The following is a 17776-nucleotide window of genomic DNA, read 5'->3' as shown; positions in this document are numbered from 1 at the left end:
CCTTCACCGTCCGCCGGAGACCGGGATGTTCGCGCCCGTGATGTAGGACGCCGCCTCCGACATCAGGAACAGCACCGCTTCTGCGACCTCCTCCGGCTTCCCGACCCGGCCGAGCGGAATATGCGGCCTCAGCCGCTCCAGGCGACCTGCATCCTGGGTGCTGCGCTCATGGATCTCCGTCTTCGTCATACCGGGTGAAACCGCATTGACCCGGATGCCCTCAGGGGCCAGCTCCTTGGCCATCCCGATCGTGAGCGAGTCGACGGCACCCTTTGAGGCGGCATACCAGACATACTCGTTGGGGCTGCCGAGGGAGGCCGCCACCGACGAGATGTTGACGATGGTTCTGGCGCTGTCAGCAGGACTCTTCGGCAGCCGCCGGGCCGCCTCGCGCGCCACCCACAGGGCGCCCAGGACATTGATGTCGATGCAGTCCCGGATCGTATCGGCGGAGGTCTGCGCCAGCTTGCCCGACTTGCCTGTGATCCCTGCATTGTTGACCACGTGCGAGATCGGCCCCAGGGCCGCCTCGGCCTCGTCGAACAGGCGGATCACGTCGGATTCGACGGCCACGTCGCCCTGGCAGGCCACAGCCTTCGCTCCGGCATTGCGGCAGGCGGCAAGGATCTTCTCGGCGGCTTCATGCTCCGAGCGATAGGTAATGGCAACATCATACCCGCGCTCGGCTGCGAGCTGTGCCACCGCAGCCCCTATGCCGCGGCTTCCGCCTGTAATAAGGACGACCGGACGCCTGGATTGCATGGCGTTGAATGCCTTTCCAAAAGTAAACCGGCTCAGCTTGACCAGGGCTCCCGAGGGAGTCAACAAAGCCGCCCGGGAGATAGACCATGAGCACCATCGAACCTATCCATGTCATCGGCGGCGGCCTCGCCGGTTCGGAAGCTGCCTGGCAGATCGCCCAGGCGGGTGTTCCCGTGGTGCTGCACGAGATGCGCCCCGTGCGCGGCACCGACGCCCACAAGACGGACGGCCTTGCCGAGCTCGTGTGCTCCAACTCCTTCCGCTCGGACGATGCCGAAACCAATGCGGTCGGCCTGCTGCATCAGGAGATGCGCAGCCTCGGTTCCCTTATCATGGCGAAAGGCGATGCGAACCAGGTGCCCGCCGGCGGCGCTCTGGCGGTCGACCGCGACGGCTTTTCGGCAGCCGTGACGGCAGCGCTCAAGGCTCATCCCCTCATCACCATCGAGCGGGGCGAGATCGCGGGCCTGCCGCCGGAGGATTGGTCCTCGGTGATCGTCGCCACCGGCCCCCTCACCTCGCCGGCTCTGGCGCAGGCGATCCTCGATCTCACGGGCGAAACGTCGCTTGCCTTCTTCGACGCCATCGCGCCGATCGTCTATCGCGAGTCCATCAACATGGACGTCGCCTGGTTCCAGTCGCGCTACGACAAGGTCGGGCCTGGCGGCACGGGCAAGGACTACATCAACTGTCCCATGACCAGGGAGCAGTATGACGCCTTCATCGACGCGCTGATCGCCGGCGACAAGACCGAGTTCAAGGAATGGGAGGCCAACACCCCCTATTTCGACGGCTGCCTGCCCATCGAGGTGATGGCCGAGCGCGGCCGTGAGACCCTGCGCCATGGACCCATGAAGCCGGTCGGCCTCACCGACCCGCGCAATCCCGACAAGAAGCCCTACGCCATCGTACAGCTGCGCCAGGACAACGCGCTCGGCACCCTGTTCAACATGGTGGGCTTCCAGACCAAGCTGAAATACGGCGCCCAGAGCGCGATCCTGCGCATGATCCCGGGCCTGGAGAACGCGGAGTTCGCGCGCCTCGGCGGCATTCACCGCAACACCTATCTCAACTCGCCCAAGCTCCTCGACCCGACGCTCCGCCTGAAGGCGATGCCGCGCCTGCGCTTCGCCGGCCAGATCACCGGCTGCGAGGGCTATGTGGAGAGTGCTGCGGTCGGCCTCATGACCGGCCGCTTCGCCGCCGCCGAGCGACTGGGCCGTCCGATCCAGCCCCTGCCCCACACCACGGCGCTCGGCGCGCTCATCAACCACATCACCGGCGGGCATATCGAGACCATCGACGAGGGGCCGCGCTCCTTCCAGCCGATGAACGTCAATTTCGGCCTCTTCCCGCCGCTGGCGCAAGCTCCGAAGGCCGAAGACGGGAAGCGCCTGCGCGGGCCGGCCAAGGCCGTCGCCCGGAAGAAGGCGCTGACGGACCGCGCGCGGGGTGATCTGGCAGTGTGGATGTCGGGTGGTGTGCTGCCGCAGGCTGCGGAGTAGTCACACATTGTCATCCCGGACATCGAAGATGATCCGGGATCGCGACCAGGATTAAGCGCTGGCATCTCAACATTGTCATCCCCGCGAAGGCGGGGATCCATAAACGCTACGTATCAAAAAGGGGCGATCAGTGTCGCACTCTTCTCTGCAGCGTTAGCCATTATGGATCCCGGGCTCCGCTGCGCGGCCCCGGGATGACAGTGCTGGACTGGTTTGCACGATCTAGGATCTGGTTTCGCCTCATCCGGGATGACACCAGAGGGCACGGCGCTCCTAAAACGGTCCGCGCCACAACGCCCAGATGCGCCGCCATTGGGGCAATTCCACCACCGTATGAAACGGGTCGTAGTCCCGACGCTCCATGGCCCTGAGATAAGGCTCCACCAGTGCAATCGGCTGAAACGCCGGCTTGGCGGCATTCGGGATCGTGGTGCGCAGAGCACGCGCCTGCTCGAGATGCCTGCGGGCAACGGCGCGAAGATCGGCGAGCGCTCCCTTCAGGCCTGGCCCGCCGCGTCCCGTGACGATGTCCTCGCGCACCACGCCGTGTTTGTTAAGAATATCCGCCGGCATATAGACCTGTCCCTGCCGCGCATGGATCGGGAACGCACGCAGCAGACCCGCGATGGCATAGGCCACACCGCCATGACCAGCCGCATCGGCGGTGCCGGGATTCGACCCGTCCGAGAGGATGAGGCTCGAGAGCTGGATCAGACTCGACGATGTCTCGCCGCAATAGCCTTCCAGGTCGTTGAGGCTGGGCATGGGATCCTCGTAGAGATCGAAGATCCTGGCATCGATCAGGTCGACCAGGGACTGCCGCGGCAGTCGGAACCGGACAATGGTATCGTCGAGCGCTGCCGCCACGGGGTTGGCCCGCACATCGCCCCGCGCCTCGCCCTGGAGGGCATCGCGCCACCATTGCAGGCGGATCTCGCCGACGAGCGCCTCGCGCACCGCCTCGCGAACCCGGGCGATCTCGAAGTTGAAGGCGTAGAGCGCGTAGAGATGCGGGCGCTTGTCGGCCGGCGCAAAGAAGCTGGCCCAGTACCGGTCCGGATCGGCTTCGCGCACGAGCGCCTCGCAATGGGCGAAGTTGGAGATCTCTTCCGCCATCTCAAGGGACGGCGATCAGGGCGGCGCCAACCTTGCGGTTCTCGGCGAGCAGGATGTTGTAGGTACGTGCAGCGGCCCCGGTCTGCATCACGTCGAGCCCGATTCCCGCCTCACGAAACCTATTCCGGAACGCAACTGGCAGCGCCGCGATGTCGACGCCCGTGCCGAACAGCAGGAGTTCGAGCGCATCGCCCTCGGCAAAGATCGGATCGAGCACCTCGCCCGTCAGGTCTGTCATGGCCGCGACAGGCCAAGCCTTGACCCCCGAAGGCAGCGCGAGCAGGGAGCCGCGATGGGACATGTCCGCGAAGCGAAAGCCCCCATTGCCATAGGCATCGAACGGGTAGCGTCCCGGCAGGAACCCGTCGTAGAGGCGGCCAGAGCTCATCGGCTTACTCCGCTGCGGCGGCCCTGCCCTCCGGCACCTTCACGGTCTCCGACCCGCGCAGGCCGATGTAGATCAGCATGGGAGACGAGATGCAGATGGCCGAATACGTACAGATGACCACGCCATAGAGCATGACCTGCGCGAAACCCTGGATCGCCTGACCGCCGAACAGCACCAGGGCCAGAAGCGAGAGCGCGGTGGTCGCCGCCGTCATCACCGTACGGGACATGGTGTGGTTGATCGACAGGTTCAACAGTTCTTCGGCCGGCATCGTCTTGTAGCGGCGCATCAGCTCGCGGGTTCGGTCGAACACCACCACCGTTTCATTGAGCGAATAGCCCACGATGGTCAGGATCGCCGCGATCGAGGTCATGTTGAACTCGTGACCGGTGATCACGAAGAAGCCGATGGTGAGCACGATGTCGTGCAGCGTGCCGATGATGGACGCCACTGCCAGCTCCCGCTCGAAGCGGAACCAGAGATAGAACAGCACCGCGATGACCGAGAGCACCACGCCGATGGTACCGGACTGGACGAGCTCGCCCGAGACGCGGGGTCCGACGGTCTCGACGCGGCGGAACTCGTAATCGGCGCTGAACGTGTCACGCGCCTTCTGAACCACAGCCGCCTGTGCTGCCTCGCCTCCCTCCTGAATCGGGAAGCGGATCGAGACCTCGCCGGCGGAGCCGAATTCCTGCACCTCGACATCGCCGAAGCCGAAGCCCGCGGAGGTCTGCCGGATCTGGCCGACATTGGCCTGACCCGATTTGGCCTGGATCTCCATGAGCGTGCCGCCCCGGAAGTCGATGCCGAAATTGAGGCCGCCGGTCAGGAGCATTACCGCGGTCAGGATCGAGATGACGGCCGACAGCGGGAATGAGAAGCGCCTGAAGCGCATGAAGTCGAAATGGGAGTTTTCGGGCCAGAGGCGAACGAGGCGCACGATACGCACTCCTTAAAACGGAAGGACTTTGGGACGCATCGAGTGGTACCAGAGCGCAATCATCATGCGCGTCAGGGTCACGGCGGTAAGAACCGTCGTCAGGATGCCGAGGATGAACACGACTGCGAAGCCGCGCACGGGGCCGGAGCCGAGGAAGAACAGGATCACCGCCGCAATGGCCATGGTGCTGTTCGAGTCGACGATTGTCGCGAAAGCACGGTCGAAACCCGCCTGAATCCCTGAGACGATGGACCGGCCTGCACGCACCTCCTCGCGGATGCGCTCGTAGATCAGCACGTTGGAATCCACCGCTGTGCCGATGGTGAGCACGATGCCGGCGATGCCAGGAAGGGTCAGGGTGGCCTCCAGCACGGACATGAGTCCGAAGATAAGGCCCACATGGACGATGAGCGCGATGTTCGCGAAGAGGCCGAACAGGCCATAGGTGGCGAACATGAAGATGATCACGAAGATGGCCGCCACGTAGGTGGCCATCTTGCCGGCCTCGATGGAGTCGCGTCCGAGTCCCGGGCCGACGGTGCGCTCCTCGACGATGGTGAGCTTGGCCGGGAGGGCGCCGGAGCGGAGCAGCACGGCGAGGTTGTTCACCTGCTCGACCGTGAAGCTGCCGGAGATCTGGCCCGAGCCGCCGGTGATGGGCGACTGGATCGTCGGAGCCGAGATCACCTGGTTGTCGAGCACGATGGCAAGCTGACGCCCGAGGTTTTCCGTCGTCGCCTGGCCGAAGCGCTGCGCGCCACGGATGTTGAAGCGGAAATTGACGATGGGCTGGTTGGTCTGCGTGTCGAAGGCCGGCTGGGCATCGATCAGGTCGCCGCCCTCGGCGATAATCCGGCGTTCGACGGGAACCCGCTGGCCGCCGGCATCCTGCATCGGCAGCATGTCCACATCGGTCGCGCCCTGTTGGGCAAGCAGGCGGAACTCGAGGTTGCCGGTCTCGCCGAGCAGAGCCTTCAGCTGCTGCGGATCCTGGAGACCCGGGACCTGTACGAGCACTCGGTCGGCGCCCTGGCGCTGAATGCTGGGCTCGGTCGTGCCCGTAGCGTCCACGCGGCGGCGGATGACCTCGATGGACTGGTCGACGGCTCGGCGCACGCGCTCGTTGGTGCCGATCTCCGAATAGGTCAGCGTGATCACGCCGTCCGGAGCCGTGTTGATGTCAATGGTGTTGCCGCCGGTCTGGCCAAGCATGGCGTTGCCGACGGGCTGAGCCAGCTCGCGCAGGCGCGGCAGCAGCCGATCGCGGTCTGCCGCATCCGGCACGCGGATCTGAACGCCGCGCTGAACCGTCTGAATGCCGTTCTGAGACGACACGCGGGTGTCGCGCAGGATGCGGCGGACGTCGTCGCGCAGGGTGGTGACCTGCACGCGCATCAGATCCTGGGCGTCGACTTCGAGCAGAACGTGAGACCCGCCCTGCAGGTCGAGGCCCAGCACGATCGCGCGGGACGGGACGAGCCAGGACGGCACCCAACCCGGGATCGCATTCAGATACGCCTGACGCTGCTCACGGGACATCATGCTCGGAACCGCCAGAAGCAGACCGATCAGAATGACCCCCACCGTGGCGATGATCTTCGATCTCGAGAAGCGCAGCATCGTCAGCTCAACCTTTCAAACTCTTCTGCCGCAGCGTGCTGCGGCGAACCGGCCCATCCGCGCACGAAAGGGCCGGCCTTGTCCCACTCAGGCCTTGACGGGCTCGCTCTTGGAGCGGACGTCGGAAATCATGGCCCGGGCCACCTTCACCTTCACGCCGTCGGCGATCTCGACCTCGATGTCGGCCGCGTCCTCGGTCACCTTGGTCACCTTGCCGATGATGCCGCCGGAGGTGACGATGGTGTCGCCGCGACGCACATTCTTGATCATCTCCTGGTGTGTCTTCACCCGGCGCTGCTGGGGCCGGATGATCAGGAACCACATGATGACGAATATGAGGATGAACGGGACGAATTGAAGGATCATCTCCATTCCGCCCCCCGCGGGGCCCCCCTGTGCGTAGGCAGGTGAAATGAACAAGCGGCTCTCCATGGATAAAGGCGCGTGGCAGGCACTTATGGGGCCTACCCGCGCCGGACGGGATACAAAGCGTGGCGGACTATACCCATCGACTCGACGAAATCAATGAAGTTACAGGCGCATCGTGCGGAAAAGTGGTCCCGGTTTTCCGGACCACACGATGCACCTTTTCCAGCAGTGAGCATCGGACTGAACCCAAAAGTGCCCTCCACTTTTGGGGCCGATGCTCGCTTTCCCAAGGCTCCTTCCATGGACCCATTGACGCTTTTTGCGCTAAGCAGTCGCTTTCCGCCCCTTCTGGCCCGGACCTGAAATGCCCACAGACCTCAATTCTCCCGAAACCCTGTCGCTTCTTACGCGCATCGCCGCCGCCCTGGAGCGTCTTGCTCCCATCAGCACGGCTCACGCCGATTTTACGGCGGCGGACGCATTCGTCTGGCAGGCGGCGGGGCGCAGGCTCTCCCCGGTGGCGAAAGTGAACCGGGTCGAAATGAGCCTCCTGCGGGGCATCGACCGGGTGCGGGACCAGCTGGCGGAGAACACCGGGCGGTTCGCCGGGGGGCTGCCGGCCAACAATGCCCTGCTCTGGGGCGCCCGGGGGATGGGCAAATCCTCCCTGGTCAAGGCGGTCCATGCGGAGATCAACCACACGCGGCCCGGTGATTCCCGTCCTCTGAAACTCATCGAGATCCACCGGGAGGACATCGAGACCCTCCCCGACCTCATGAGCCTGCTGCGGGCCGATCCGCACCGCTTCATCGTGTTCTGCGACGACCTCTCCTTCGACGCGGACGATACTTCCTACAAGTCGCTCAAGGCCGTGCTGGAGGGCGGGATCGAGGGACGGCCGGACAACGTGATCTTCTACGCCACGTCCAACCGCCGCCACCTCCTGCCGCGCGACATGATGGAGAACGAGCGTTCGACCGCCATCAATCCTGGCGAGGCGGTGGAGGAGAAGGTCTCGCTCTCTGACCGTTTCGGCCTCTGGCTCGGCTTTCACAAATGCAGCCAGGATGAATATCTCGAGATGGTATTCGGTTATGTCGACCATCTCGGGCTGGAGGCGGACCGCGACGCGATCCGCGCGGAAGCCCTCGAATGGGCGACGACCCGCGGCGCCCGTTCCGGTCGCACGGCCTGGCAGTTCATCCAGGACCTCGCGGGACGCCTGGGAAAAGCCATCTGAAACGACAAAGGGACGGTGGCTGAGCTCCACCGTCCCTTCATTCGATCGGCTTCAAAGTTCGAACCCGACCTAAGCTTTGTGCGGGATCAGCCGCCGAGATGCTTCAGCGGATCGACGGGCTGCGCACCCTTGCGGATCTCGAAGTGCAGCTGTGGCGAGGTCACGTTACCGGTCTGACCCGAGGTCGCGATCACCTGGCCGCGCTTGACCTGCTCGCCGCGCTTCACGTTCAGCGATCCGTTGTGGGCATAGGCCGAGACAAAGCCGTTCTCGTGCTTGATGAGGACGAGGTTGCCGTAGCCCTTCACCTCGCTGCCGGCGTAGGTCACCGTGCCGGCTTCGGCTGCCTTCACGGGGGTTCCTTCGGGAACGGCGATGTTGATGCCCTCGTTGCCGCCGTTTGCGCCGAAACCGGCGATGACGCGGCCGCGGGCCGGCCAACGGAAGTCACCCGATACGCTGGCGGTCGCCTCGGGTTCCGGCGCGGGAGCCTTGGCAGCTTCCGGCTGTGCGGCCGGGGCAGGAGCCGCCGGCACCGGAGCAACGGCCTTCACCGGCTCAGGCTGGGTGAGAGCAGCCACCTTGGGCTGCTCGACAACCGGCTTAGGGGCGGAAACGAGCGGCTTCGGGGCTGAAACAAGAGGCTCGTCGGTGGCCGAGGCGACCTGCATCGGAGCCGACTTTGCAGCAGCCGGAGCAGCGGGGGCCGGAGTCTGCGCCATGGCAGTCATGCCGGGGCGAACACGCCTGGCGGGCTCTGCGGCAGCGACCGGAGTGGTAGCTGCCGGCACCTTGGATGTGTCGACGAGGCGGAATTTGGGCTGAGACGCCGATTGGGCCGAAGCAGGCTGAACGGCCGGCAGAGGGCGCGGCTGGACGGAAGCGGGAGCCGAGGCGATGCGGGCGGACTGAGACAGGGGCTGGGTCTGCACGGGCGGCAGGGCCTGAGCCTGGACCGAAGCGGTCGGCATCGGAGCAGCCGCGTAGGAGGGAGACGACTGAGGCTGCGAAGGAGCCGCAGCGCCGGTATCCATCCGCTCGCTGGCGGCGAAAGGATTGGAGAAGGGGTTCTCCGCGAACCGCGCGCTGTCGGTACTGCAGGCCGCCGCGGCACTCCCGATCAAAGCCACCAGAGCGATCCGAGACACCGCACCCCAATGCCCAGAACTCACACGCAAACGCATCACTCAACCCCAACCGAACGCAACTCGATGGAGCGATTAAAAGCCTGTTCAGGTTAAGCAACGGTTGATGCCACGCACTTTGCCGTAACCTTGTCGAAAAAATTTTTGATTCCGTCAGAGAGTCGCCGCAATGCCCGTGACGAGGGGCGAAATCCGCAGCTGTGCGCCAGGGCTCTGCGTCAGCTCTCCGTCGGCATTGCGCTCGATCCTTACGAGGCGGGGCATGCCGTCGACGGTCAGGGCCCCCACGAGGCGCCCTCCGGGTCCCAGGAGCGGCATCAGCGTTTCCGGAAGCTCCGGACGTGCGCCGTTCAGCAGAATACGATCGAACCGATCCCGCACCCGCGTGGCGAGCCCGTCGCCTACCTCCAGGCGGACCTTGCCCGCTTCGACGATCTTGAGGTGCTGTGCCGCCGCGGCCGCCAGGGTGTTGTAGCGCTCGACGGAGGTCACCTCCGCGCCGAGCCGCGCCAGGAGCGCCGTCACGTAGCCGCTGCCCGTCCCGACCTCAAGCACGCGGTGGCCGGGCTGCACGCCGAGGGCCAGCAGCATGGCGGCTACGGTGGCCGGTCCTGTCATGGTCTGCCCGCAGGGCAGCGGCAGGGCGACGTCGGTGCGGGCGAGATCGGTGAAGCGGCGCGGAGCGAAAACCTCGCGCGGCACGAGCTCCATGGCCCGCAGGAGTGCCGTGTCGCGGATGCCCTTCGCCCGCAACGAGAGGATGAAGGACGCCGCCCCGATCGCTGCCTGCTCGCCGCGGGCATCGTCCGCCTCGGGCAGGAATGGCAGATCCTGGTTCATCGCGCCCGCACGACCATCAGCCGAAGGCCTGCGCGTAGCGGGTCAGGGTCGGCTCGTCAGTCATGTCGATGCGCAAAGGCGTGACGGCGATCCGCCGGTTGGCGATGGCCCAGAGGTCCGTGCCGTTGCCGGGGGTGAAGGGCCGACGCTCGAAGGCGATCCAGAAGTAAGGGTTGCCGCGCCCGTCCCTGCGCTCGTCGAGGCGTAAGAGTTCCTGTGTGCGCTGGCCCTGGTTGACGAGAGCCGTCCCCTCGACGTCTTGAGGCTCGCAATCCGGGAAGTTCACGTTGACCAGGATGCCCTTGTCGATTCCCGCCTCAAGGATCCTGCGGACCACCTTGGGGCCATGATGCTCGGCGCATTGCCAGCGGGGCGCCTCGCGCGTCGTCGGCCCATAGGCCTGAGAGAGCGCGATGGAGGGAACGCCGAGGATCGTGCCCTCGATGGCGCCCGCCACCGTGCCGGAATAGGTCACGTCCTCGGCCACGTTCTGCCCGCGGTTCACGCCGGAGAGCACGAGATCGGGCTTGGCGTCCCGCATGAGGTGGCGCACCCCCATGATCACGCAATCCGTCGGCGTGCCTCTGACGGCAAAGTGCCGGCTGGAGATCTCGCGCAGACGCAGGGGATCGTTGAGGGAGAGCGAATGGGCGACGCCGCTCTGATCCGTCTCCGGCGCGACGACCCAGACATCGTCCGAGAGGTTGCGGGCAATCGCCTCGAGGGTCTTCAATCCCGGAGCGTGTATGCCGTCGTCGTTGGTGCATAGAATGCGCATGTTCAGCCCTGACGCTCGATGCGGGTGAGGCCGCCCATATAGGGCTGGAGCACCGAAGGGATCGTGATGCTGCCGTCCTCGTTCTGGTAGTTCTCCAGAACGGCCACCAGCGTGCGGCCGACCGCGAGGCCCGAGCCGTTGAGCGTATGCACGAAGCGCGGCTGCTTCTCGCCGGCGGCGCGGTAGCGCGCGTTCATGCGGCGGGCCTGGAAGTCCGAGCAGACGGAGCAACTCGAAATCTCGCGATACATCCCCTGCCCCGGCAGCCAGACTTCGATGTCGTAGGTCTTGGTCGAGGAGAAGCCCATGTCGCCGGTGCAGAGCGTCATGGTGCGGAACGGCAGCTCAAGCTTCTTCAGCACGTTCTCGGCGCTTGCGAGCATGCGCTCGTGCTCGTCTGCCGACGTCTCCGGCGTGGTGATGGAGACCAGTTCGCATTTCACGAACTGATGCTGGCGGATCATCCCGCGCGTGTCGCGGCCTGCCGATCCCGCCTCGGCGCGGAAGCTCGGGGTAAGCGCGGTGAACCGCAGCGGAAGCTCCTCCTCGGACAGGATCTGCTCGCGCACGAGGTTGGTGAGCGTCACCTCCGCGGTCGGGATCATGCCGTATCGGGTGTCCTTGATCATCTTGGCGACCGCGTCCCGCGGCTGGCCTTCGAGGGCAGCCGCGACGACCTGCTCGAGCGCGTTGCCCGGGAAGGCCCAGAACTGGTCATCCTCGAACTTCGGCAGTTGGGCCGTCCCGAACATCACATCGTCCCGCACCAGCAGCGGCGGGTTCACTTCCGTATAGCCGTGCTCAGTCGTATGCAGGTCGATCATGAACTGGCCGAGGGCCCGCTCCAGGCGGGCGAGACCCGCTTTGAGCACGACGAAGCGGGAGCCGGAGAGCTTCGCCGCCGTCTCGAAATCCATCAGACCGAGGGCCTCCCCGAGTTCGAAGTGCTGCTTGGCGCTGTTCGACATCCGGGGCGAACCGACGCGGTGGCGCTCCACGTTGCCGTGCTCGTCGGCACCGACGGGCACGTCCGCCTTAGGGATGTTCGGGATGCCTGCCAGGGCCTCGAACAGGGCCTTCTCGGCCACGCGTTCGGCCTCCTCCAGCTCCGGCATCGTCTCCTTGATCCGGGCCACCTCGGCCATCAGTTCCTGAGCCCGCGCCTCGTCCTTCTTGGCCTTGGCCTGTCCGATCTCCTTGGATAGGACATTGCGTCGCTCGGTGGCAGCCTGCAGGGCGGAGATGGCGCTCTTGCGCCCGTCGTCGAGGGCGATCAGGCGGGTGGACAGGGGCTCCATGCCCCGGTTCCGGAGGCCTTGGTCGAAAGCCGCGGGATTCTCGCGGATGGAACGGATGTCGTGCATGGAATGTGGACCTGCTTGATCAAGGGGCCCTGTCCCTTCGACACGACCGCCCCTTCAACGTTTGCCGAGGATGGCGGCCGGTGTGGAGGCCCGAAGGCCCTACTCCTCTGCCGCGCGCGCGGCCTCGGCTTCCGCACGCTTCTTCTCGACCATGATGACGGAGAAGATGGACGCCTCGTAAAGAAGCAAGGTGGGGATCGCAAGGGCGAACTGGCTGATCACGTCCGGCGGGGTCAGAACCGCCGCGATCACGAAGACGATGACGATGGCGTAGCGCCGCTTGTCCTTCAGGAACTGCGAATCGATGATCCCCGCCCGGGCCAGCAGGGTCAGAATCACGGGCAGCTGGAAGCAGATGCCGAAGGCGAAGATCAGGGTCATGATCAGCGACAGATACTCGCTGACCTTGGGCAGGAACTCGATGGTCGGGCCGGATTCCATAGCCAGCTGCTGCATGCCCACGGAGAAGCGCATGAGGAGCGGCATGGCGATGAAGTAGACGCAGGCCGCGCCGACGGCGAAGAGGACAGGCGTTGCGACCAGATAGGGCACGAAGGCCCGGCGCTCGTTCTTGTAGAGCCCCGGTGCCACGAACTTGTAGACCTGCATGGCAATCACCGGGAAGGCCAGGAAGCCCGCCCCGAAGGCCGCCACCTGGATCTGGGTGAACAGGTATTCCAGGCCGTGGGTGTAGACGAGGCGCGCCGCCTCAGGCGAACCGACAGCCAGGACATAGGGCCAGACCAGGGCGTTGTAGATGTACTTGGCTGCGGCAAAGCAGGCGAAGAACATCACCACGAACGCGGCCAGCGCCTTGATGAGGCGCGAGCGCAGCTCGGTCAGATGCTCGATCAGAGGCGCGCGCGAAGCCTCGACCTCATCCTGTTCAACGGCAGTGGTCATACGACTTTCGCGTCCGGTTTTTCTGAGAGCTGTTCAGCGAGAGCAGCCTGCTGGGCTTCGTACTCGGCTTCCCGCCGCAGGGACTCCGCGATCTCCGCTGCCGGATCGGCGGTGGGCGGCACCGGCAGGTCGATGAGCGGATCGGCAGGCGCCGGGGCGCGGCCCTCGACGACAGCCTGCACCGAAGCATCGGAAGGCGCTTGAGCGGCTGCCTGGGCATCCTCCGGGGTACTCTCCGGTCCAGGCACCTTCTCGGTCGTTGCGACAGGTGCTTCGATGGAGGTTTTCAACTCGTCCCGGATCGACTGGATCGGATTGAAGCTCGTGTTGAGCGAAGGAACGGACTCGTTCACGCTCTGGAGCTGCTTCTTCACCTCGTCGAGCTCGGCCTCCCGCATGGCCTCGTTGAACTGGCCCTGGAACTCCGCCGCCATGCGGCGGACCTTGCTGGTCATCTGCCCCACGGTCCGCAGAGCCTTCGGCAGATCCTTCGGGCCGATCACGATCAGCGCGACGGCGCCGATCACCATGATCTCACCCCAGCTCATGTCCAACATGACGTGGCCTCGAACCTGCCCTTAGGTACTCACGCGTACTGATACACCGCATGAAGCGGCGGCTGACGACAGCTTAGCCGACCTTCTGATCGGTCGTAACGGTGGTGGTGGTCGTCGTGCCGTTCTGATGATCGATGGTCCGGACCGGCTCGGAGGGCTGCACCGGCTTTGCCGGAGTATCGTCCTCGGACATGCCCTTCTTGAAGGCCTTGATGCCCTTCGCGACGTCGCCCATCATGTCGGAGATCTTGCCGCGTCCGAACAGCAGGACGACGATCAGACCCACAACGATCCAGTGCCAAATACTCGTGCCACCCATGGCAATCCTCCTGCGCCCTCGAGGGGCGCGGCATTTCAGATAAAGAACTCGCCGCCAACCTATGCGTCGGACGCGGCGAAAACAAGGACATCCTTCGTATCGACATCGATGCCCACATCCTGTCCCTCCTGCACGTCAACGGGATCGTGAACACGAGCCTGGAGCGGACGGTCGACGCCCTGGACGTCAATGTGGACAAGGTCGACCTCGCCAAGGAAGCGCCGGGAGGCCACCCGGCCCGGCAGGCAGAAGCCTGCCGGCCTCAGCCTTACCCCCTGCGGGCGCACACAGACGATAGCCGGGCCATCCGGCAGGTGCAGCGCGGGGAAGACGCCGACAGGACAGGTGACCTGACCGTTCCGGACCACGCCCTCGAGCTCGTTGAAATCGCAAAAGAATCGCGCGGCGAAGAGGTTCGCCGGCCTCCGGTAGATCTCCTCGGCCTCGCCCTGCTGAATGATCGCGCCGGCCCGCATGAGCACGATCCGGTCGGCGATCCGCATCGCCTCCTCGGGATCGTGGGTCACCACGATCGTGGTGGCGCCGGTCTCCCGCAGGATGGCGACGGTCTCGTCGCGGATCGCATCGCGCATGCGGCGGTCGAGGTTCGAAAAAGGTTCGTCCATGAGCAGCACGCCGGGACGGGGGGCTATGGACCGGGCCAGCGCCACCCTCTGCTGCTCGCCACCGGAGAGGGTATGAGGATATTCACCGGCGTAATGCTCCAGGCCGACGCGGGACAGGGCTCGGCGAGCCGCGACCCCTGCCTCGGAGGCCGAGAGATCCTTCAGGCCGAACATGATGTTCTGCAAAATCGTCATGTGGGGGAACAGGGCATAATCCTGAAACATCAGCCCGATGCCGCGCCTCTCCGGCTCCACGAAGGCTCTCGGCCCGCTCGCCTCCTGGCCATCCATGAGAACACGGCCGGAGGTCGGGGCCTCCACCCCGGCGGCAATCCGCAGAAGGGTGGTCTTGCCGCAACCGGAATGGCCCAACAGACAGACGATCTCCCCCGGCTCGATGGTGAGCGAGACCCCATCGAGGGCGCGCTGGCTGCCATAGGCCTGGACGATGTTCTCGAAAGCGAGCTGGGCCGGAATCGAGGCGCCCGCCGTGCCGCGCTGCCCCCATCTGGGCAGACGGAAGCGGTCGAGGGCGCCGGCAGGCCTGTCGTTCATTCCTCGCCAGCCTCGGTCTGGTGCATGTCCAGGGGCTGCAGCAGATCGTCGTCGAGAGGGTCTTCGTCCTCGCGCAGGGCATCGGCATCGGACGGGACCGGCACTGAGAAGTCGGAGGGTACGCGGCCTTCGATGAAGCCCGCACCCTTCAGCTCCTCCAGACCCGGCAGATCCTCGATGGCATCGAGCCCGAAATGCTCCAGGAAGGCCGGCGTGGTGCCGTAGGTGACCGGACGCCCCGGCGCCTTCCGGCGCCCTCGCAGGCGGATCCAGCCCGTCTCCAGGAGGAGGTCGATGGTGCCCTTCGAGGTGGCGACGCCGCGGATCTCCTCGATCTCGGCTCGGGTCACCGGCTGGTGATAGGCAATGATGGCGAGGGTCTCCATGGCGGCGCGGGAGAGCCTGCGCTGCTCGACCACGTCGCGGGCGAGCACGAAGGACAGATCGCTCGCCGTGCGGAAGGTCCATTTCCCCGCGACCCTGACCAGGTTGACCCCCCGCATCGCATAGAGCTCGGTGAGGTCCTGCAGGATCTTTTCCACATCCGCGCCTTCCGGCAGGCGGCCGCTCAGATCCTCGGCGCTCAGGGGAGCCGCGGAGGCGAACAGCAGCGCCTCGGCGATGCGCATGGCCTCGCCGTGATCGGGCACATGAACGGGCTCCCGGATGACCTCGGAAGCTTCATCGTCCATCGCCTCGGGGGCTTCTTCCTGCATATCGGGCAGCATCTCAAACTCCTGCCTCGGCCGGATCGGCGATGGGCTTGACCCAGACCGGAGCGAAGGCCTCGTCCTGACGCATCGAGAGCTTGCCTTCCCGCACCATTTCCAGAGTAGCGGAGAGGGCCGAGGCCAGAACGGTCGGGCGCATGGCGGGCTCGACCATGTATTCCACAAGATAAGTATCGAGGGTCACCCAATCGCTCAGGTGACCGACCAGGCGCTCCAGGGCCTCCCGCGCCTCGACCAGGGACCAGACATTCCGCTTATGCAGCGAAACCCTGGCATTGAACCGCATCTGCCGCTGCTGGGCATAGGCCTTGAGCAGATCGTAGAGGCTCGCCTCGTAACGGGAATCCTTGTTGACGATCACCGGCTCTGGGGCGCCGCGGGCGAACACGTCGCGGCCGAGCCAGGAGCGCTCGCCCATCCTCTTGGCCGCCTCGCGGATCGCCTCCAGGCGGCGCAGGCGCAGGGCCAGGGCCGTGGCCAGATCCTCTGCGCTCGGCTCCTCGCCTTTGGGCGGCTCGGGCAGCAGGAGGCGGGACTTGAGATAGGCCAGCCACGCCGCCATCACGAGATAGTCGGCGGCAAGCTCAAGGCGCATGCGCCGCGCAGCCTCGATGAAGGCGATGTACTGCTCGGCCAGGGCCAGGATCGAGATGCGGTGGAGGTCGACCTTCTGGCGGCGCGCAAGTTCGAGCAGCAGATCGAGGGGTCCTTCAAAGCCGTCCACGTCAACGAGCAGAGCGGGCTCGCTCTCGGCGCGCTCGTTCAGTTCGACATCCTCGAAGGGTAAGGGCTTTGCCATTGACGGTACTCAACTCACTCCGGCTCGAGCATCGGGCCAAAAGTGGAAGGCACTTTTGGGCTCCACCCGATGCTCTCATTCTTGAAGAGCGCATCGTCCGATGCAGAAAACCGGGACCACTTTTCTGCACGATGCGCGACAAGCTTCATTGGCTTTAGGCGATCATCGCAAGAGCAGAATCGAGCCGCGCCCGGGCATCCACAGGATCCAGGGGCTCCGGATCGTGGGTGATGCGCGCTAACGCTGCGTGAGCGCGGCGCAGGGCATCGCCCGCCAGGACGGGTGCGGCCTCGGCCACCGCGGTCATCTCCTCCATGCTGCCGTTGCAGTGGAGGCCCATGTCGCAGCCGGCCGCGAAAGCGGCCTCGATCCGGCTCCGGAAGGACCCTGAAAGGGCATGCATGGAGAGATCGTCGGTCATGACCAGCCCGTCATAGCCGATATGACCACGGATGATCTCCTCCATGACGACGCGGGAGGTGGTGGCGGGATGATCCGGGTCGAGGGCCGTGTAGACCACGTGGGCCGTCATCGCGAGAGGCATGTCGGTGAGCATGCGGAAAGGCGCGAAATCGTGCCGCTCCAGCTCATCGCGGGAAGCCTCGACCACGGGAAGCGCCAGGTGGCTGTCTGCCCCTGCCCGGCCATGGCCCGGCATGTGCTTGACCACCGGCAGGACTCCGCCGGCTATCAGTCCCTCGGCGGCAGCCCGGCCCAGCACGGCGACCTGAGCGGGCGTCTTGCCGTAGGCCCGGTCGCCGATGATGTCGTGGGCGCCTGGCGACGGCACGTCGAGGACGGGCAGGCAATCCACGGTGATTCCAACGGAGCGGAGATCGTGGGCGATCAGCCGGGCTCCGAGACGGGTGATCTCCCGCTGGACGAGAGGGTCGTTGGCGTGGAGCTGCCCATAGGCGCGGCCGGCCGGGTATTTCGGCCAGTGAGGCGGCCCCATGCGCTGGACCCGGCCACCCTCCTGATCGATGAGGATCGGTGCGTCGGCGCGCCCGACGGTGTCCCTCAAGGAGGCGCAAAGCGCCCTCACCTGCTCAGGGCTGTCCACGTTGCGGCGGAACAGGATGAAGCCCCACGGCTGCGCCTCCCGGAAGAAGGCAGCCTCGTCGGGGGTGAGCTCAAAGCCGGAGCATCCGGCAATAAAGGCGCGGGTGGTCATACCCGCGCCTTACGTCCCCTGCTCGGCAGGGTCAAGAATTCT

The 17776-nt window shown here is 65.6% G+C and carries 19 protein-coding genes; 2 read left to right on the top strand and 17 right to left on the bottom strand.

The features are described 5' to 3' along the window. Positions 1-3 precede the first annotated feature (3 nt). A complete protein-coding gene (locus AC0QTX_RS17450; protein WP_474605082.1) occupies positions 4-762 on the bottom strand; it encodes a glucose 1-dehydrogenase in 759 nt (252 codons plus the stop codon). An 86-nt stretch (positions 763-848) separates the two neighbouring features. Here AC0QTX_RS17450 and trmFO point away from each other — a divergent pair, with 86 nt between their 5' ends. Beyond that, on the top strand, positions 849-2267 hold the full coding sequence (gene trmFO, locus AC0QTX_RS17445) for a methylenetetrahydrofolate--tRNA-(uracil(54)-C(5))-methyltransferase (FADH(2)-oxidizing) TrmFO (RefSeq protein ID WP_474605081.1): 1419 nt from the start codon (positions 849-851) through the stop codon (positions 2265-2267). 273 nt (positions 2268-2540) lie between these two features. On the opposite strand, the gene AC0QTX_RS17440 is transcribed toward trmFO, so the two are convergent. The 5 genes from AC0QTX_RS17440 to yajC form a co-directional block, all read right to left on the bottom strand. Next, a complete protein-coding gene (locus AC0QTX_RS17440) occupies positions 2541-3383 on the bottom strand; it encodes a phytoene/squalene synthase family protein (protein ID WP_474605080.1) in 843 nt (280 codons plus the stop codon). Between the two features lies 1 nt (position 3384). Then, complete coding sequence (locus AC0QTX_RS17435; RefSeq protein ID WP_474605079.1) at positions 3385-3771, bottom strand: Mth938-like domain-containing protein; 387 nt, start codon at positions 3769-3771, stop codon at positions 3385-3387. A 4-nt stretch (positions 3772-3775) separates the two neighbouring features. Beyond that, complete coding sequence (secF, locus tag AC0QTX_RS17430) at positions 3776-4714, bottom strand: protein translocase subunit SecF (protein WP_474605078.1); 939 nt, start codon at positions 4712-4714, stop codon at positions 3776-3778. A 12-nt stretch (positions 4715-4726) separates the two neighbouring features. Continuing rightward, positions 4727-6334, bottom strand: coding sequence for a protein translocase subunit SecD (secD, locus tag AC0QTX_RS17425; protein ID WP_474605077.1), 1608 nt, complete (start codon positions 6332-6334; stop codon positions 4727-4729). Between the two features lie 87 nt (positions 6335-6421). Next, a complete protein-coding gene (gene yajC / locus AC0QTX_RS17420; protein WP_190846479.1) occupies positions 6422-6700 on the bottom strand; it encodes a preprotein translocase subunit YajC in 279 nt (92 codons plus the stop codon). Positions 6701-7067: 367 nt separating this feature from the next. Here yajC and AC0QTX_RS17415 point away from each other — a divergent pair, with 367 nt between their 5' ends. Continuing rightward, positions 7068-7943, top strand: coding sequence for an ATP-binding protein (locus AC0QTX_RS17415; protein WP_474605076.1), 876 nt, complete (start codon positions 7068-7070; stop codon positions 7941-7943). A gap of 86 nt (positions 7944-8029) precedes the next feature. Here AC0QTX_RS17415 and AC0QTX_RS17410 read toward each other — a convergent pair whose 3' ends face one another. The 11 genes from AC0QTX_RS17410 to nagZ all read right to left on the bottom strand — a co-directional run bounded on the left by AC0QTX_RS17410 (position 8030) and on the right by nagZ (position 17734). Beyond that, positions 8030-9073 carry a M23 family metallopeptidase gene (locus tag AC0QTX_RS17410; protein ID WP_474605075.1) on the bottom strand — a complete coding sequence of 348 codons (1044 nt, stop codon included), beginning with the start codon at positions 9071-9073 and terminating at the stop codon, positions 8030-8032. A gap of 168 nt (positions 9074-9241) precedes the next feature. After that, entirely contained in the window at positions 9242-9928 is a 687-nt protein-coding gene (locus AC0QTX_RS17405; protein WP_474605074.1) for a protein-L-isoaspartate O-methyltransferase family protein, read from the bottom strand. Positions 9929-9944: 16 nt separating this feature from the next. Beyond that, the gene (surE, locus tag AC0QTX_RS17400; protein WP_474605073.1) at positions 9945-10706 is read right to left on the bottom strand and encodes a 5'/3'-nucleotidase SurE; all 762 of its coding nucleotides are present in this window, start codon (positions 10704-10706) and stop codon (positions 9945-9947) included. 2 nt (positions 10707-10708) lie between these two features. Next, the gene (serS, locus tag AC0QTX_RS17395; protein WP_474605072.1) at positions 10709-12070 is read right to left on the bottom strand and encodes a serine--tRNA ligase; all 1362 of its coding nucleotides are present in this window, start codon (positions 12068-12070) and stop codon (positions 10709-10711) included. Between the two features lie 99 nt (positions 12071-12169). Continuing rightward, complete coding sequence (gene tatC, locus AC0QTX_RS17390) at positions 12170-12973, bottom strand: twin-arginine translocase subunit TatC (RefSeq protein ID WP_474605071.1); 804 nt, start codon at positions 12971-12973, stop codon at positions 12170-12172. Next, the gene (gene tatB / locus AC0QTX_RS17385; protein ID WP_474605070.1) at positions 12970-13530 is read right to left on the bottom strand and encodes a Sec-independent protein translocase protein TatB; all 561 of its coding nucleotides are present in this window, start codon (positions 13528-13530) and stop codon (positions 12970-12972) included. The genes tatC and tatB overlap by 4 nt, the downstream gene beginning before the upstream one ends. A 73-nt stretch (positions 13531-13603) precedes the next feature. Further along, entirely contained in the window at positions 13604-13849 is a 246-nt protein-coding gene (locus AC0QTX_RS17380; RefSeq protein ID WP_474605069.1) for a twin-arginine translocase TatA/TatE family subunit, read from the bottom strand. Positions 13850-13908: 59 nt separating this feature from the next. Continuing rightward, positions 13909-15030, bottom strand: coding sequence for an ABC transporter ATP-binding protein (locus AC0QTX_RS17375; RefSeq protein ID WP_474605068.1), 1122 nt, complete (start codon positions 15028-15030; stop codon positions 13909-13911). Further along, on the bottom strand, positions 15027-15758 hold the full coding sequence (gene scpB, locus AC0QTX_RS17370) for an SMC-Scp complex subunit ScpB (protein WP_474605067.1): 732 nt from the start codon (positions 15756-15758) through the stop codon (positions 15027-15029). The genes AC0QTX_RS17375 and scpB overlap by 4 nt, the downstream gene beginning before the upstream one ends. A 1-nt stretch (position 15759) precedes the next feature. Next, positions 15760-16560 (bottom strand): segregation and condensation protein A, encoded by an 801-nt coding sequence (locus AC0QTX_RS17365; RefSeq protein ID WP_474605066.1) that lies wholly within the window; start codon positions 16558-16560, stop codon positions 15760-15762. A 154-nt stretch (positions 16561-16714) separates the two neighbouring features. Continuing rightward, positions 16715-17734 (bottom strand): beta-N-acetylhexosaminidase, encoded by a 1020-nt coding sequence (nagZ, locus tag AC0QTX_RS17360; RefSeq protein ID WP_474605065.1) that lies wholly within the window; start codon positions 17732-17734, stop codon positions 16715-16717. Positions 17735-17776 lie beyond the last annotated feature (42 nt).

The organism is Microvirga sp. jy35, from assembly GCF_056148915.1.
The sequence above is the reverse complement of the archived record's forward strand: the minus strand, read 5'-3'. Positions and strand labels throughout refer to the sequence as shown.

Coding starts and splice junctions, on each gene's coding strand:
- AC0QTX_RS17450 (WP_474605082.1), bottom strand. CDS start 762: ATGCAATCCAGGCGTCCGGTCGTCCTTATTACAGGCGGAAGCCGCGGC.
- trmFO (WP_474605081.1), top strand. CDS start 849: ATGAGCACCATCGAACCTATCCATGTCATCGGCGGCGGCCTCGCCGGT.
- AC0QTX_RS17440 (WP_474605080.1), bottom strand. CDS start 3,383: ATGGCGGAAGAGATCTCCAACTTCGCCCATTGCGAGGCGCTCGTGCGC.
- AC0QTX_RS17435 (WP_474605079.1), bottom strand. CDS start 3,771: ATGAGCTCTGGCCGCCTCTACGACGGGTTCCTGCCGGGACGCTACCCG.
- secD (WP_474605077.1), bottom strand. CDS start 6,334: ATGCTGCGCTTCTCGAGATCGAAGATCATCGCCACGGTGGGGGTCATT.
- yajC (WP_190846479.1), bottom strand. CDS start 6,700: ATGATCCTTCAATTCGTCCCGTTCATCCTCATATTCGTCATCATGTGG.
- AC0QTX_RS17415 (WP_474605076.1), top strand. CDS start 7,068: ATGCCCACAGACCTCAATTCTCCCGAAACCCTGTCGCTTCTTACGCGC.
- AC0QTX_RS17405 (WP_474605074.1), bottom strand. CDS start 9,928: ATGAACCAGGATCTGCCATTCCTGCCCGAGGCGGACGATGCCCGCGGC.
- surE (WP_474605073.1), bottom strand. CDS start 10,706: ATGCGCATTCTATGCACCAACGACGACGGCATACACGCTCCGGGATTG.
- serS (WP_474605072.1), bottom strand. CDS start 12,070: ATGCACGACATCCGTTCCATCCGCGAGAATCCCGCGGCTTTCGACCAA.
- tatC (WP_474605071.1), bottom strand. CDS start 12,973: ATGACCACTGCCGTTGAACAGGATGAGGTCGAGGCTTCGCGCGCGCCT.
- tatB (WP_474605070.1), bottom strand. CDS start 13,530: ATGTTGGACATGAGCTGGGGTGAGATCATGGTGATCGGCGCCGTCGCG.
- AC0QTX_RS17380 (WP_474605069.1), bottom strand. CDS start 13,849: ATGGGTGGCACGAGTATTTGGCACTGGATCGTTGTGGGTCTGATCGTC.
- AC0QTX_RS17375 (WP_474605068.1), bottom strand. CDS start 15,030: ATGAACGACAGGCCTGCCGGCGCCCTCGACCGCTTCCGTCTGCCCAGA.
- scpB (WP_474605067.1), bottom strand. CDS start 15,758: ATGCTGCCCGATATGCAGGAAGAAGCCCCCGAGGCGATGGACGATGAA.
- AC0QTX_RS17365 (WP_474605066.1), bottom strand. CDS start 16,560: ATGGCAAAGCCCTTACCCTTCGAGGATGTCGAACTGAACGAGCGCGCC.
- nagZ (WP_474605065.1), bottom strand. CDS start 17,734: ATGACCACCCGCGCCTTTATTGCCGGATGCTCCGGCTTTGAGCTCACC.